This is a genomic window from Streptomyces sp. NPDC059092, assembly GCF_042756365.1.
Taxonomy (GTDB): Bacteria; Actinomycetota; Actinomycetes; order Streptomycetales; family Streptomycetaceae; genus Streptomyces.
The window spans coordinates 22,121-36,664 of the sequence record NZ_JBHZEJ010000025.1; the positions used below are offsets into that span (position 1 = coordinate 22,121).

13 protein-coding genes and 1 pseudogene are annotated in these 14,544 nt (G+C 70.4%); 9 read left to right on the forward strand and 5 right to left on the reverse strand.

Going from position 1 to position 14,544, the window contains the following annotated elements; translation table 11 throughout:
• Positions 1-125 precede the first annotated feature (125 nt).
• Complete coding sequence (locus tag ACFXPL_RS16975; RefSeq protein ID WP_384919243.1) at positions 126-872, forward strand: BPL-N domain-containing protein; 747 nt, start codon at positions 126-128, stop codon at positions 870-872.
• A gap of 47 nt (positions 873-919) precedes the next feature.
• Here ACFXPL_RS16975 and ACFXPL_RS16980 read toward each other — a convergent pair whose 3' ends face one another.
• A complete protein-coding gene (locus ACFXPL_RS16980; protein ID WP_384919245.1) occupies positions 920-1,516 on the reverse strand; it encodes a TetR/AcrR family transcriptional regulator in 597 nt (198 codons plus the stop codon).
• 320 nt (positions 1,517-1,836) lie between these two features.
• Between ACFXPL_RS16980 and ACFXPL_RS16985 the strand changes: the two genes are divergently transcribed.
• On the forward strand, positions 1,837-4,068 hold the full coding sequence (locus ACFXPL_RS16985; protein WP_384919248.1) for an MMPL family transporter: 2,232 nt from the start codon (positions 1,837-1,839) through the stop codon (positions 4,066-4,068).
• 178 nt (positions 4,069-4,246) lie between these two features.
• Here ACFXPL_RS16985 and ACFXPL_RS16990 read toward each other — a convergent pair whose 3' ends face one another.
• Complete coding sequence (locus ACFXPL_RS16990; protein WP_384919251.1) at positions 4,247-7,894, reverse strand: HelD family protein; 3,648 nt, start codon at positions 7,892-7,894, stop codon at positions 4,247-4,249.
• A gap of 118 nt (positions 7,895-8,012) precedes the next feature.
• Here ACFXPL_RS16990 and ACFXPL_RS16995 point away from each other — a divergent pair, with 118 nt between their 5' ends.
• The gene (locus ACFXPL_RS16995) at positions 8,013-8,438 is read left to right on the forward strand and encodes a hypothetical protein (RefSeq protein ID WP_384919254.1); all 426 of its coding nucleotides are present in this window, start codon (positions 8,013-8,015) and stop codon (positions 8,436-8,438) included.
• A gap of 21 nt (positions 8,439-8,459) precedes the next feature.
• On the opposite strand, the gene ACFXPL_RS17000 is transcribed toward ACFXPL_RS16995, so the two are convergent.
• Together ACFXPL_RS17000 and ACFXPL_RS17005 are read right to left on the reverse strand one after the other, a co-directional pair.
• Entirely contained in the window at positions 8,460-8,648 is a 189-nt protein-coding gene (locus ACFXPL_RS17000; protein ID WP_384919257.1) for a DUF397 domain-containing protein, read from the reverse strand.
• Positions 8,645-9,514, reverse strand: coding sequence for a Scr1 family TA system antitoxin-like transcriptional regulator (locus tag ACFXPL_RS17005; protein WP_384919260.1), 870 nt, complete (start codon positions 9,512-9,514; stop codon positions 8,645-8,647). Before ACFXPL_RS17005 ends, ACFXPL_RS17000 begins: the two co-directional genes overlap by 4 nt.
• A 162-nt stretch (positions 9,515-9,676) precedes the next feature.
• Here ACFXPL_RS17005 and ACFXPL_RS17010 point away from each other — a divergent pair, with 162 nt between their 5' ends.
• The 4 genes from ACFXPL_RS17010 (at position 9,677) to ACFXPL_RS17025 (ending at position 12,123) form a co-directional block, all read left to right on the forward strand.
• The gene (locus tag ACFXPL_RS17010) at positions 9,677-10,120 is read left to right on the forward strand and encodes an ATP-binding protein (protein ID WP_384919263.1); all 444 of its coding nucleotides are present in this window, start codon (positions 9,677-9,679) and stop codon (positions 10,118-10,120) included.
• Positions 10,121-10,290: 170 nt separating this feature from the next.
• Complete coding sequence (locus ACFXPL_RS17015; RefSeq protein WP_384919266.1) at positions 10,291-10,560, forward strand: hypothetical protein; 270 nt, start codon at positions 10,291-10,293, stop codon at positions 10,558-10,560.
• Positions 10,553-11,176, forward strand: a complete 624-nt coding sequence (locus ACFXPL_RS17020) for a DUF6879 family protein (protein WP_384919269.1) — start codon at positions 10,553-10,555, stop codon at positions 11,174-11,176. The genes ACFXPL_RS17015 and ACFXPL_RS17020 overlap by 8 nt, the downstream gene beginning before the upstream one ends.
• A 95-nt stretch (positions 11,177-11,271) precedes the next feature.
• On the forward strand, positions 11,272-12,123 hold the full coding sequence (locus ACFXPL_RS17025) for a methionyl-tRNA formyltransferase (protein WP_384919272.1): 852 nt from the start codon (positions 11,272-11,274) through the stop codon (positions 12,121-12,123).
• Between the two features lie 22 nt (positions 12,124-12,145).
• Here ACFXPL_RS17025 and ACFXPL_RS17030 read toward each other — a convergent pair whose 3' ends face one another.
• A complete protein-coding gene (locus tag ACFXPL_RS17030; protein ID WP_384919410.1) occupies positions 12,146-12,409 on the reverse strand; it encodes a tetratricopeptide repeat protein in 264 nt (87 codons plus the stop codon).
• 530 nt (positions 12,410-12,939) lie between these two features.
• On the opposite strand from ACFXPL_RS17030, the gene ACFXPL_RS17035 reads away from it, so the two are divergent.
• Positions 12,940-13,950, forward strand: coding sequence for a DUF6192 family protein (locus ACFXPL_RS17035; protein ID WP_384919275.1), 1,011 nt, complete (start codon positions 12,940-12,942; stop codon positions 13,948-13,950).
• A gap of 2 nt (positions 13,951-13,952) precedes the next feature.
• Positions 13,953-14,382, forward strand: a pseudogene (locus tag ACFXPL_RS17040) (RacP protein).
• Positions 14,383-14,544 lie beyond the last annotated feature (162 nt).

The following is a 14,544-nucleotide window of genomic DNA, read 5'->3' on the forward strand; positions in this document are numbered from 1 at the left end:
TCGCCGCTCCGCGTCCGGGGGCGGGGCTCCGCCTCGGGGCCCCGTCCCCGGCACCCGGTGGGCGCGCGCCGTACGAGGCGGGGACCGGTACGGGGAACCCGCGCACGACACCTTGGTGAGGAACCATGAAGTCCACCGGAATTCTCGATTCCGTGCGCCATACCCTCGGCGTTCCCCGCCCGTCCGCGCCGTCCGACGCCCGGTCCACCGGGACGCGCCCGCTGGCGCTCGTCCACCGGGGCCCCACCCAGGAGGACATGGACTGCGCCGACACGGTGATCAAGCTGCTCGCCGACGGCCCCTGGGGGCTGGACGTCCGCGCCGTCGGACCGCAGGGAGAACTCCCCCTGTCCAAGGACGCGCTGGCGCGGGCCCGGCTGTACGCGCAGCCCGGAGGCGGTGACCTGACGCCCGCGTACCAGGATCTCAAGCAGCACAAGAAGGCGATCCGTCACTTCGTCAGACACGGCGGCTGTTACCTGGGGTTCTGTCTCGGCGGCTATCTGGCCGGGCAGGACGAGGGGTTCGGTCTGCTCTCCGGCGAGGTCGGCCAGTACATCCGCACAGAGGGCGCCACGGTCCACGACGAGGAGAACACCCTGGTCGAGGTCGAGTGGCGCGGGCGGCCCCGTACCGTCTTCTTCCAGGACGGCCCGTACTTCTCACTCGGTTCCGACGCGGACACGACGGTCCTCGCCACGTACACGAACGACCGGGTCGCCGCGCTCGTCACGTCGTACGGCGCGGGCCGGGTCGCCGTCGTGGGGCCGCACCCGGAGGCCACCGACGACTGGTTCGAAGACCCCCCGCTCCCCGTCCAGCACACCCAGGACCTGGCGCTGGACTTCGCCGGCACCGTGCTGAACCCCTGAACGCGCGCGTGGACGACCACCGGCCACCGGCCACCGGGCGCCCGGTGTCACCCGGCGAGCGTGAGCGTGGCGAAGGCTTCGTCCAGGAGACCGACGAGGTCCTGGCGGCCGTCGGACGCGATCCAGTGGTCCACGGCGATGTTCAGGCACTCCAGCGCCGCGCCGGCCTTCACCGACAGCGCCAGCGTCTCGGGCCGTGGCGGGTCGGTGCGCTCGGTGAGGGCCTGGAGCAGCGCCGGGCGCCACTTGTGCTGTTTCTCCCGCTGCCGCGAGCAGAGGGCCGGGGTGCCCATGATGAGACGGGCCGTGGCGAGCGCCTCGGCCGGGTCCTGCCGGTAGGGCGTGACGAGGGCGTCCAGTGAGCGCCGTAGCGCCGTCCAGTCGTCCTCGTCGGCCGGGCGGGCGCGCAGGGCGTCGGCGAGCTGTTCGCCCTGGGCCTCGACGGCGCCGAGGACGGCGTCCTCCTTGGTGCCGAAGTACCGCAGGAAGGTGCTACGGGACACTCCCGCCGCCGCGGCGAGGTCGTTGACGGTCACCTGCTCGAAGCCCTCGCGGCGGATCAGGCCGTAGGCCACCTGAGCCAGCTCCGACCGCACGGCGGCCCGTGCGATGTCCCTCGTCGTCGTACGCGGTCCTGCGTTCACCTCGCGATCGTACCTCTCACCCGCTCCCGGCTCGCATATGTGAGTCACGGTCGCCGGAGTGACACCACGTTCCAGAGGGCACCGCGTTCCAGAGGGCACCGCGATTCAGAGCTCGTGGGGTGGTGCTCGCGGTGTGGTGTAGCCGGCTACACCACGGGTTCGGGAGGGTGCTCCCTCGTGGCGGCGTCCGCCGGACGGGATCGTGGAGGTCAATGAGGCACACCGCGGCCGGATCCCCGGCCGACGCGGACATGTTCCCCGACGGAGAAAGCCTCTCTTCCCCTGTCTTGCACCGCCGATGTGGAGGCTTTCTCACCGCCATGGCAACTTTCCTGTTTCACCTGGGCCGCATCTCTTTCCGGTGGCGATGGTGCGTCACCTTCCTGTGGATAGCCGTCCTGGGCGCTGTCGGCTTCGCGGCCATGAAGGCCCCGGCCTCTCCCGATGACGGGTTCGCCATGCCGGGCATCGAGTCCCAGAAGGCGTTCGACCTCCTGGACGAGCGCTTCCCCGGCTCGGCCGCCGACGGGGCGAGCGCCCGCATCGTGTTCATCGCGCCGGGCGGTGAGAAGGTGACCGCCGCCGACAACAAGGCCGTGATCGACGACCTGGTCGCCGAGGCCGCGGACGGCCCGCAGGTGGCCGGCGCGGTCAACCCCTTCCAGGCGAAGGCGGTCAGCGAGGACGGCACCACCGCCTACGCCACCGTCTCCTTCAAAACCCCGGCCGCCGACCTGACCGACGCCGGCAAGGAACACCTCGAACGCGCCGTCGACCAGGCCCGCGACGCGGGCCTGACCGTCGAGATCGGCGGAGACGCCCTGGCCACACAGCCCGCCGCCGGCGGCTCCGCCGAGATGATCGGCATCGCGGTCGCCGCGGTCGTCCTGCTGATCACCTTCGGCTCCATGGCCGCGGCCGGGCTGCCGCTGCTGACCGCGATCATCGGCGTCGCCGTCAGCATGACCGCCATCATCGCCCTGGGCAGCACCTTCGGACTCTCCCTGACCAGCGGAACCCTCGCCTCCATGCTGGGCCTGGCCTGCGGCATCGACTACGCCCTGTTCGTCGTCTCCCGCTACCGCGAGGAACGCGGAAAGGGCCGCGCGCCGAGGGAAGCCGCGGGAATGGCCGTCGGCACCGCCGGATCCGCCGTGGTCTTCGCCGGCCTGACCGTTGTCATCGCACTGGCCGGACTGTCGGTGGTCGGCATCCCGATGCTCACCAAAATGGGCCTCACCGCGGCCGGCGCCGTCCTCGTCGCCGTCCTCATCTGCCTCACCCTGGTCCCCGCCCTGCTGGGCTTCTGGCCCGACGCCGTCCTCGCACGCCGTATCCGCAAGGGCCGCACGCCCCGCCGCACGAAGAAGGACAGCGCGGGCAACGCGGAGAACGGCGGCAGCCGCTGGGCACGCCTGGTCATCCGCCACCCCCTGCCCGTGCTGCTGCTCGGCGTCGTGGGCCTGGGCGTACTCGCCGTACCGGCCGCCGACCTCCAACTGGGCATGCCCGGCGACGAGGCCAAGCCCACCTCCACCACCGAACGCCGCGCCTACGACGCCCTCGCCGACGGCTTCGGCCCCGGCTTCAACGGCCCCCTGACCATCGTCGTGGACACCAAGGGCGCCGACGACCCCCAGGCCGCCGCCACCGTGATCAGCAAGCGCATCGCGGACACCCCGGGCGTTGTCTCCGTCTCCCCCGCGCAGTTCAACGAGGCCCGCGACGCGGCGATCCTCTCCGCCACCCCCGCCACCAGCCCCACCGACTCCAAGACGATCGACCTGGTCAAGACCATCCGCGCCGAACGCTCCGGCATCGAGGAGCAGTCCGGCGCCACCTACGAGGTCACCGGCAGCACCGCGATGAACATCGACGTCGCGAAGAGGTTCCAGGACGCGCTGGTGCCCTACCTGATCGTCGTGGTCGGCCTCGCGATCGTCCTGCTCCTCCTGGTCTTCCGCTCCCTCCTCGTACCGCTGAAGGCAGCCCTGGGCTATCTGCTCTCCGTACTGGCCTCGCTCGGCGTGGTCGTCTCCGTCTTCCAGTACGGCCACGGCGCCGAACTCCTCGGCGTCGAACAGACCGGCCCGATCATGTCCATGATGCCGATCTTCCTGGTGGGCATCGTGTTCGGCCTCGCCATGGACTACGAGGTCTTCCTCGTCTCCCGGATCCGCGAGGCGTACGTCCACGGTGAACGGCCCGCACAGGCCATCGTCTCCGGATTCCGCACCAGCGCCCGCGTCGTCGTCGCCGCCGCACTGATCATGATGGCGGTCTTCGCCGGATTCGTCGGCGCCAGCGAGTCCATGATCAAGATGATCGGCTTCGGGCTGGCCATCGCCGTCCTCTTCGACGCCTTCGTCGTCCGCATGGCCATCGTGCCCGCCGTCCTCGCCCTCCTCGGCGACCGCGCCTGGCGCCTGCCCCGATGGCTCGACCGGATCCTGCCCGGCATCGACATCGAAGGAGAAGCCATCACCCGCAACCACCCGGCTCCCGCGGCACAGGTGGACCAGGACAGCCCCGAACTCGTACTCAGCAAGTAGCCCTCGGTGGCCGTCTCTCTCCGGCGGCCACCCCCTCGGACCGGGGCCACCATGGCGGTATCGGCCCCGCACTCGCCGCACCCGTGGGGACGGGGAACGGCGAGCACCCCGGCCCGGCGGCGAGCACCCCGCTCGCCGCCGGGCTCAGGCGCGTGCCGGGCCCCTGACTCCGGACCGGTCACGTCCCGGAGGTGCCGAGCGCGATGTCCGTGTCCTGTCCGCCCCATCCTTCGGGGCTTCGCCAGATGACGTGGACGTTGAAGATGTCGCGGACGGTATCCGCGGACCACTCCTCGGCCGGAGGCTCGGGCAGGACCAGATAGAGGCCGTCGGCCCGTGCGGGCAGGGTGTGGTTGATCTCCAGCAGGCGGGTCGCTCCCGAGCGGAGGTCCTCGTACGTGGAGCGGCCGGCCCCCAGCGCCTCGTAGAGGAACAGGCCGCGCTCGGTGATGCAACTGACGTCGACGATCGGCGAGTCGGTCGGCTGGAGGTCGACCCAGAACAGGGACGACTTCAGGGCATGACGGACCGCCTCATGCTTCTTGCACGTCCGGTCGGCTTCGGCCGATGCCTCCAGCGCACGCAGGAAGCCTGCCTTCGTGGTCGAAGCCGGTGCTGTGGTGCTTTCCGCGAGGGCCATCTGCTCTTCGTCCTTCTGCTCGGGCTGCTGTGGGGCGACGGGCTCCGCGTCACTGGAGTCCGGCCGTACGCCGGCGGGCTCCGCGTCACCGGACTCCGGCCGTACGTCAGCGGGCTCCGCGTCACCGGACTCCGGCCGTACGTCAGCGGGCTCCGCGTCACCGGAGTCCGGCCGTACGTCATCGGCGTAGCGGCTCCGGAGCGCCCGTCGTGCTGCGGCCAGGGTCTCCGTCCAGCCGGAGGCCGTCAGGTTCTCCTGGAGACGGCCGGTGTCCAAGGTGCCTTCCTTGAGGGCGCGGTTGGTCGTCGCGGCGAGGTCGCGCAGAACGCCCAGCTTGTCCCTGTCCGGGGAGTCGAACAGGTGGAGCACATCGACCCAGTCGGCCTGGTCCCTCCGGAGGATGCGGTTGGCCATCCCTTGCAGCTCGGAGAGTCTGCCGCGCGCGTCGGGCACGTCGCCGTCGCTCTCGATCAGCTCGTCGAGCACGTCCAGTGCCGCGTTGTAGCGTTCCGCCATCCTCGGGGAGACGGGCGACCGGCCCCGCTGGCCGACGGTGAGAACGGTCTGGTTCGTCTCATTCGCGAACACCCAGCAGTCCAGCTTGTCGCCGCGTCGCGGGGGAACCGATCCGTGGCGGACGGTCAGAACGAGCGGCCGGTCGATCTCGGGAGAGAGCGGCTCGACCTTGTAGCGACCGCCAGGAGCCCGATCCACGACCTCGACCCTGACATCGGTGCCGATCCGGGGAAGCCGTCCCGCCGTATCCTCCGGCCGGGCGGCGGATGCCACCGGTTCCCCGCCGTCACCGGAGCCGACGAGCTCCTTCGGGAGCGGGGCGGTGTGCAGGACGGTGAGGCTCTGGGTGCTGCGGGTCAGCGCCACGTAGAGCTGTCTCAGCCCGGCGGGGCCTCGTTCGGCGATGGTGGCGGGCTCGACGACCAGGACGTGGTCGTACTCCATGCCCTTGGCCTGGGTGGCGGTCAGGACGGAGACGGCCTCGCGGTTCTGCTCGCGGATGTCGTCGCCCTCGTCGATCCTGCGGCTGATCGCGTCCAGCCAGTCCGAGTCGTCGGGGACGATGACGGCGACGGAACGAAGGGTGCTGCCGTCGCTGGTGCCGACCAGGCGGGTCACCTGGGCGACCGTGTCGTCCAGGAGCTTCCACGGCTCGGTCGCCACCGTTCGTACGGCGTCCTCGCCCGCCTCCCGCACGGCCTGCGGATAGGGCAGGGCCGGCGCGACCGCGTGCGCGAGCGGGGCGACGAACTCCATGATCTCGGCAGGGACGCGGTAGCTCGTGTTGAGTTCGGCCACGCGCCAGTCCCCGTGGTCGGACAGGAGTACGGCGGTACGGTCCCAGCTCGTCGGGATGTGCGGGCCCGTCGCCTGTGCGAGATCGCCCAGGACCGTCATGGAACTGTTGACGGCGCAGCGCCGCCGCAGCGCGCGGGCCTGCATGGGGGTGAGGTCCTGCGCCTCGTCGACGACGATGTGCCCGTACCGCCGCGGCGTGGCCCCGCTGATGAGGACCTGTAGCTCTTCGAGGCAGACGTGGTCGTCGAGCGTCCAGGGGTCGTCGTCGGCGCTGGCGGCGCGGGCACGCAGCAGGGCCGCCTGCTCGTCCTCGTTGAGGATGCCGTCGGCGCAGACGCGCAGGAGGTCGGGCGAGTCGTAGAGGCTGCGCAGGGCCTCCCGGGGGCCCGGTGACGGCCAGACGCGTTCGACGAGGCGCTCGACCCGGCGGTTGCGCTCCAGGTCGCGGCGGATCGTACCGGCCTGTCCGCGCCGGGGCGCGATGTCGGCGAGTTCCAGGAGGAGGCGGTCGACGAGCAGGCCCCGGAAACGGTCCCGGCGGCCCCGGTACGGCCCGTCGCCGCCATGCGCCTGTCCGAGGAGGGCGAGGACCTCGGACCGCGGTACGCGCAGGGTCATGCTCCCCGCGGTGACGACGACGGCGGGCTCGTCGCCTTCGAAGGCGGGGACGACGGTGAGGTCGTCGAGGGCTTCGGGGAGGTAGTCGTGCTCGACACGACGCCGCAGGACGGCCGCCATGCGCTCGTCCGACTTCACGAGCCGCGCCTGCGGGGAGTCGGTGCCGCGGGTCTCGCCCTCCCACAGGCGGTCGAGCTGGACGGCGTTGACGTCCCGGGTGCCGAGGGTGGGGAGAACCCGGCCGACGTAGTCGAGGAACCGCTGGTGGGGGCCGATGACGAGGATGTCCTGGGCCTTGAAGTGCTCGTTGTTGACGAGCCAGGTCACGCGGTGGAGGCCGACCGCCGACTTTCCGGTGCCGGGGCCGCCCTGCACGACGAGGATGTCCGAGGGGGAGCCGGTGACCAGGTCCATCTGGTCACGGCGGATGGTCTCGACGATGTCCCGCATACGCCCGCTGCGCGAGCGCTGGAGTTCGCGCAGCAGGAAGTCGTCCGGCTGGAGGGGTTTCCGGCGCCGTCTTCGGGCGAGGTCGCCGGGGGTGGGAGCCTGCGGGCGCTCCGCGGCGGGGGACCCGCCGGCCTCCTCCGCCTCCCCCGCCTCGCTGTCGCCGTCGGCGGCCTGCCTGGGCCCCGGTACGACGACGGGCCCCGGCACGACCACGGGTTCGGGTACGGCGACGGGCTCCGGCACGACCACGGGTTCGGGTACGGCGACGGGCTCCGGTACGGCGACGAGCTCCGGTACGGCGACGGGCTCGGGCAGGGCCGAGGGCTCGGCGACGGGCTCGGTGGCGGGCTCGGTAGCGGGCACCGCCAGGGCGATCTCGTCGAAGTAACTCTCGACGACCCGCTGCACGCAGCGGAGCTGACGGCGCAGGACCACCTCTCCCGGGTTCTCGGGCCTGGCGTCGATCCACTCCTTCGCCAGACGGCTGGTCCACAGCACGACCACCGGGTCGTTCACACTGTCCTTCACGCCTCGACGCCCGATGTACCACGGCCGGGCGGCTCCGCCCGGGTCTTCCGGTGCGTCGACGCGGGCGAAGACCAGGGCCTCGTCCCCGAGCCCTCCGTACGCCTCGGCCCAGGCGTCCGCCTGCGCCCGGTTGGCGATCCCGTCCTTGCCGCTCGCCGAAGCGGTGGCCGCCGAACCGCCGCTCAGCTCGGCGAGTTTCGCGGTGTAGCAGTCGTACGCGTGGTCCACCGCCTTCTGCTCGACGGTGAGGACCTCGTCCCGAGTGGTGCCGCTCATCTGCGTCCTCCCCGCGGTGCCGGAGGGACACCGCCACGGGCCTACGCCCGTACCCCGTTGAAACAACTATCAGAGAAGCATCGGTGACGTACAGTCAGCAGGCCAGTCCCCCGACAGCATGGCGCGGCACACCAGCTTCCTCACCCTCCGCACCCGCGAACTCGTCTACGCCTCTTGGGAAATGGAGCCCCTAGCCATCGGCCTCGGCGATGAAGGCGCCCCCTTCGCCTGGAAAGAGGACCGCCGCACCCAACTCCGCGCAGAACTGGACGCCTACTTCTTCCACCTCTACGGCGTCTCCCACGAAGATGCCGACTACATCCTGGAGTCCTTCCAGGCGGAGAACGGCGGCCTCAAGAACAACGAGATCGCCAAGTACGGCGAGTACCGCACCAAGTGTCTGGTCCTCGCCGAGTACGACCGCATGGCAGAGGCCGGGCTCACTCTGGAGACCCCGCTGATCGATGGCGAGAACCACACCTCCACCCTCACGCCACCCCCGGGCCAGGGCCCCCGACACGAGGCCCGACCCGATGCCGGCTGAGGCTGGGCCCGCCCGGAGGACTCAGCCGCGCGCCGCGTCCCGCACGAACGATGTCCATCCGTCGCGGCCGACGAAGAAGTGCGGGCGGGTCACGTCCTTGGAGTCCCTCACGTGGATGGCCTGTTCGGTGACGGCGATCTCCACGCAGCTGTCGCCCTGCGCGCTGCTGTGGCTGGACTTGAACCAGTCGAGGCCTGTCGTACTGCTCATAGCGCTCCTCGCATCTGCTCAAGCAGGCCCACGGAATCCTTCGGAGAGAGGGCCTGCGAACGCAGTCTCGCATAGCGCATGTGCAGTCTGCTGACCTCTTGCGAGTCGGCGATGAGACGGCCGTTCTCCTGCCCTTCCGAGTATCCGCGCCAGCTGCCGTCAGGGGTTTCCAGCAGTTGAAGCGGGCCGGCCAGGCACGCGTGATGCTCGCTGTTCGCAGGCATGATCTGGAGCGTGATGTTCCTCGCAGCCACAGTCTCAACGACATGGCCCAGCAGGTCCCTCGTGACCTCAACGCCCCCAAGGAAGCGCATGAACACGGCCTCTTCCACCACAAAGTCGAACGTGGTGTTGGGGCGCTCCCTCAACAGACTCTGACGCTCCAGGCGGGCCCGCACAGTGGCCTCCAGGGCATCGTCCGAGAGAGGCGGAATATCCTCCTCACAGAGGGCGCGCATGTACCCCTCCGACTGCAACAACCCCGGCACCAGCCGGCACTCGTACGTGCACAGACTGACCGCGATCTTCTCCAGCCGGGCCCACCGCCGGAACCACGCGGCCAGCCCCGCCTCCCCCCGCGTGAGGAACTTCGCCGACTTCCGCAGCGCGCCCGTGTTGCCCAACGCCTCCTCCGCCAGCTCCACGAACGACTCGTCCGGCATCCGGCGCCCCAACTCCACCGACTCCACCGTGTGCTTGGAGAACCGGACCAGGTCCCCGAAGTCCGCCCTGCTGAACCCGGCGTGCTCGCGCAGAGCCTGGACGACAGCCCCGAAGGTCCGCAGACTGTCCGAGGGATCAGGCTCCCGCTCCACCTCACAGGCCGTCACATCACCGTGATCCGTGCTCTCCGTACCGTCGGTCATCCGCGGCCACCTCCAGGTGCGTACGTGCGCCGTTCCTCACGATCAACTCACCCATAGTGACCGCCGGACCGACGTACCGTCCACCGAATGTGCCCGTACGGTGACCCAGCGTACGGGCCTCGCCCCTGGAACACGGCCCCGCCCGCCCGCCACGGTGGCCCCATGAACGCCCCCACGCCCCACATCGCAGCCCCCGTACACGCTTTCGTGCAGCGGCTGTCCTCCACCCGTCGCGGCGCCCGGCTCGCCCGGCTGCTCGCCGTCGAGCAACTCCGCACCTGGCAGGTGTCACCCCGCGTCACCGAACGTGTGGAGCAGATCGTCGCCGAACTCGCCGCCAACGCGGTGTTCCACGGCCGCGTCCAGGGTCGCGACTTCCAGCTCGCGCTTACTCTCCACGCGGCGGCCGGCACCGTACGCGTCGCGGTCACCGACGCGCGCGGCGAGCAACCCCTCGTGCTGACAGGGGCCTTCGACACACCTGACGACAGCGAGTCGGGCCGCGGTCTGATCCTGGTCACGGCCCTCGCCGACCGCTGGGGCACCGAGCCGTACCCGCCGAGCGGCAAGACGGTCTGGGCCGAGGTGAGCCCCCGGCCCTCCTGAAGTCCTCTCCGCCCCTTCTGCCCGCCCTCGCCGCGAACCGTACGGGCGTCCGACCGTCGGGCCGATGCGGGGTGGCGCGGCCCCGCGTTCGCCTGGCCGGAAGTCGTTTCCCGATCTCACTCCAGGTGTGTTTTCCGTTACCTTCGGAGAAAATTGAACGGAGGACCGCGATGACTCGGGGCTGGGAAGCCGATCCCTCTTCGCCGCTGGTGCGCCGCCTGGGAAAATCTCCCGCCGAACTCGGGACCACGGGCGGCGAGCAGGGTTGCCCGGACGTCTGGGAACTGGAGAACGGTGACATCGCCGTCGTGGGCCGTGACCTCACCGATTCCTACCTGACCCGCCTTCCCCCGGGACTCGCCGTCGCTCCGGACGAGCGGATCGTCGTCATCCCCCGCAGGACGGCCGTCGCGGCGAAGGCGGACCTCCCCGATGCGTAGCCCGTGGGCCGACGGCCCCGGTCGGCGTCTCGCACTGGACGACTACATGGAGGACTTCGACCGCTATTTCTGGCGTTGCGGCCCCGAGGGGTTCTGGAAGCTCGAACGTCAGCAGAGCTTTCAGGAGCCCGGGGTGGAGAGCTGGGAAGCGTTCCACCGTGGGGACTGGGAGAAGTCCCTGGCGCTGCTTGAGGGACAGCGGGGTCATTACGAGGAGTACTTCGGCCGCATCGCCGGAAGCGGCTTCACCGTCCACCGCGTGCGCTGCGTGGAGGAGCCCCTCTCCCCGTACCTCCAGTGGGAACTCCACCTGCTGCACCTGAAGGCCCGGTGCGGTGAGGACACGAGGGTCCTCGGACGGGACGGAATCCGGCGGTACGAGGAGCGGCGCACGCTGCCGGAGCTCGTCGTGCTCGGTCCCTGGGTGATGTACGAGGTGCTCTACGACGACGAGGGAAAGCTCGCCGGCGGCATCCGCTGTGACGATCCGCATACCGTCTCCGAGTGCAGGCAGGCGATCCAGGAGATGCATCGGTCCGGTGAGCCGTTGGCCGACTTCTTCAGCGGTCATGTCGCCCCGTTACCGCCGCCGAACCCGGCCGAGGAGCAGACCTGACATGGCGTCATGGAGTGCGGCGGAGTACAGGGGAACGTCCGGGGCCGGGGTGTGAGAGGTTCCGTCGAACGCCGGTCACGAATCAAAGGCGAGGTATGCGCGTCCTCCTGATTTCCTACTCCGCGCAGGGTTTTGCCCTGCTGCGCGGCGTCTGCGAGCGGGCCGGACACGTGCCCGTCGCCTTTCTGCACGCACGGTCACTGCGGCCGGGCGGGCCGACACGGAGCGGTGCGGGGGATGTCGTGGGCGAGATCGTCGACGCGCTGCCGGACGGGATGGATCTGCTGATCCCGGGCCGGAAGGACATGCTGCCGCACATCATCGAGGGGTACCGGGCCGATCTCATCGTCTGCTACGGCTTCCCCTGGAAGCTGCCTCCGGCGGTCCTTCGGTCGACGCGTCTGGGCGCGATCAATGTGCACACGTCGATGCTGCCGAAATACCGAGGTCCTCTTCCGGTCAATTGGGCGATCAGGAACGGCGACAAGGAGATCGGCGTCAGCATCCACTGGATGGAGAGCGCGTTCGACTCCGGCGGGATTCTGGCCCAGGAGGCGGGGATCGCGCTGGGCGACGATGTCGTCCCCCGCTTGCTGTGGGAAGAGGTCGACCGATGCATCGGGCGGCTCCTGCCGCTCGCGCTCTCGCGGGCCGTCACCGGGTCCCCCGGTACACCGCAGGAGGAGGGGGCCGCCACGTACGCGGGATGGATGGAGCCCGAGTTCTCGCGGATCGACTGGAGCAACGGCAGAGAAGAGATCCACAACCAGGTGCGCGCCGGCAGGTTCGGCAGTTCGGGACGGTCCGGCCCGGTCGCCACCGTGGACGGCCGTCGGCTGCGGGTTCTGCGTACGTCGCTGGAGCGGGCGGACGGCGTCGAGGTGATGTGCGGAGACGGGCCCGTGTGGCTCACGGAGACCGTACCGGTGGCCGGCTCAGCGTCCTGAACTGGCGGCGGAACGCCGCGTATCAGCTCGGGGCGGGTGGCGTCGCCTGCGCCAGGGAACGCCGGTATCGCGCGAGCTTCTCCCTGATCACCGCCGTCCAGGGGTGCTCCGGGCCGAGTACCCGCTCGCGCCATTCCCTGACGGCCTCCGCCTGTTCGATGGCTTCCCGGTACGCGCCGACCGCGTGCAGGATGTTGCTGAGCAGGCTCCGTGCCGCCAGCGTGATGGGGTAGTCCGTTCCGAAGCGGTGTTCGTGCGCCGCCAGCGCACGGCGGGCCGACGTCAGTGGCTGTTTCTGATCCCGGTTTTTGAGTAGCTTTGGGGCCTAGGCTGGCGGGGTGTCCGAGGGCGCCGGGCAAGCCGGAGAGCGGGTGTGTGCGGGCTGCGGTGAACGGCTGAGGCCGGAAGCACGGCCGACGGCCGTGTACTGCTCGGCGGCATGTCGTTCCAGGCAGTGGCGTCGCAGCCGCCGGCTGCGCAAGCGGGTGGCCGCGGAGTTGAGCGGCGTGGGTCAGGCCAAGTGCCCCGAGTGCGGGGCTACTTGGGTGGCCGGGGTGGACCGCCGTTCGAACGCCGTCTACTGCTCGCGGCGGTGCGTCACGAGGGCCTGGCGGGCCCGGAAGGAAACGTTCGGCGAACGGTCACAGTGACCGCATCGCGAACGCATCCGAACCGCATCTTCGATCAGATTCCGGTTACTTCCGGTCATTCATTGTGATCATAGGATTTGCGGTCTGACTCTCGTTCTCAGATGCGGGCCGGGTCTTGTCACGGCCTCGGGGCCGTGCCCCGGCCCCGCAATGGGTGGTGGATGCCATGCCCGAAGAGACAGAGATCGCGGACAAGGTCGGCTGTGTCAGTGCGAACCGGTACGCGGAGATCGTGGCCGAGCTGCGGAAACTGGTGGAGACCGCCAGCCGTATCCAGTTCACGATCGGCGACTACGCGTTGGAGGTGGAGCCGATGCGCGAGTCCGGCGGCCAGGAGCGGAGCGACGGGCTGTTCACGGTCAAGGACTCGCTGTTCCGCCTGGCCGAGGACATCGGGCTGTCCTACGCGATGGTGGACAAGGCCCGGTGGACCGCGTCGAAGTGGCCGAAGGACCGCCGGATCTCGGGAGTGTCCTTCACCGTCCACCAGATCCTGGCGTCCATCACGGACGACGATGAACGGTTCAACGCGATCACCAGCCCGCCCAAGGGCAAGGCCCGTTGGACGCCCGACGGGGCGAACCGGAGGGTCGGCCGGCAGGTCGAGCGTCCGGTCACCCCACAGGAGAAAATCAGCGCGATCCACACCCTGGCCACCGACGAGGAGGTCGCCGCCACCGTCACCAGCGACCTGCTGCGGCGCCCGGCGGTGGTCGCCCAGGTCAATCAGGAGGACAAGGTCCGGGTCGTCGAGGAGCTGACCCGCGACGAACACGTCGCCGCGAAGGTGACCACCGGCCTGCTTCGGCGCCCGGACGTCGCCTTCCGGGCGATGTCGGACGACACCGCCCGCCACCAGGTCAACCACGCCCAGGTCGAGCGGGGCCGGCAGGCCCGCGAGCACTTTGAGGAGACCAGCCCGGTCGCTCCGGCGATCCGCAGCATCGACCGGTCGGTGGAGTTCCTGGACCTGGTCACCGCCTGCCACGCGTTCGTCGCGGCCGCCGGCCGGGTCGTCCCGGGCATGCGAGACCGCCAGCTCGGCGACGACGAACGCACGATCGTGCACGAGAACGTCGCCCGCGTTCGAGCGACGCTGGACTGGATCGAAACGGCCGTCGACACCGGCAAGGTCGACGTCGACGGCGAACTGGCCAAGCTCCTGCAAGGCGAGTAACCGTGCCGCGCGCCTCCGAGCGCAGATCAGCAGCCGCCCAACGGCACACCGACACCGTCCGGTTCGTGCTGTTCGAGGCACGGCCGGCCGGTCTGACCTTCGTCCAGCTGGTCAGAGCCGGCGAGCTGTCGCCCCACCAGACCCGCTCGGGCCTGGCCTGCCTGCGGGACACCATCACCGAACGCGGCTGGCCGCCGCTGATCTGGACCCGGCCGGACGGCTACAAGTTCTGCGCCGACCCCGCCGAACTCCAGGCATACGAGGTCGCGGTCATCCGCGGCAAGCTCACCGAGATCCGCCGCTTCATCACCGCAACCGTCGCCCCGCACGCCGCTCTCCAGCCCAAGGGCCGGGTGGATCAAGCACCTGAACACCCAGCTCAACTCGGTCGAGTCCACGCTCGATGTGATCGCCGACTTCACCGACGCCTGACCGGTGGGGGGGGCCGCGGAGCGGGCGGCCCCCCCCCCCCCGCGTGGGGGGGGGGTTTGCGGGGGGGGGGGGGCCGGGCGGCGCGGCCGTTCGGCCCCCCCTGTGGCCCCCCCACGCCCCCCCCCCCCCCCCCGGCCTCGACTCTCCCTCTCCGTACCGCCT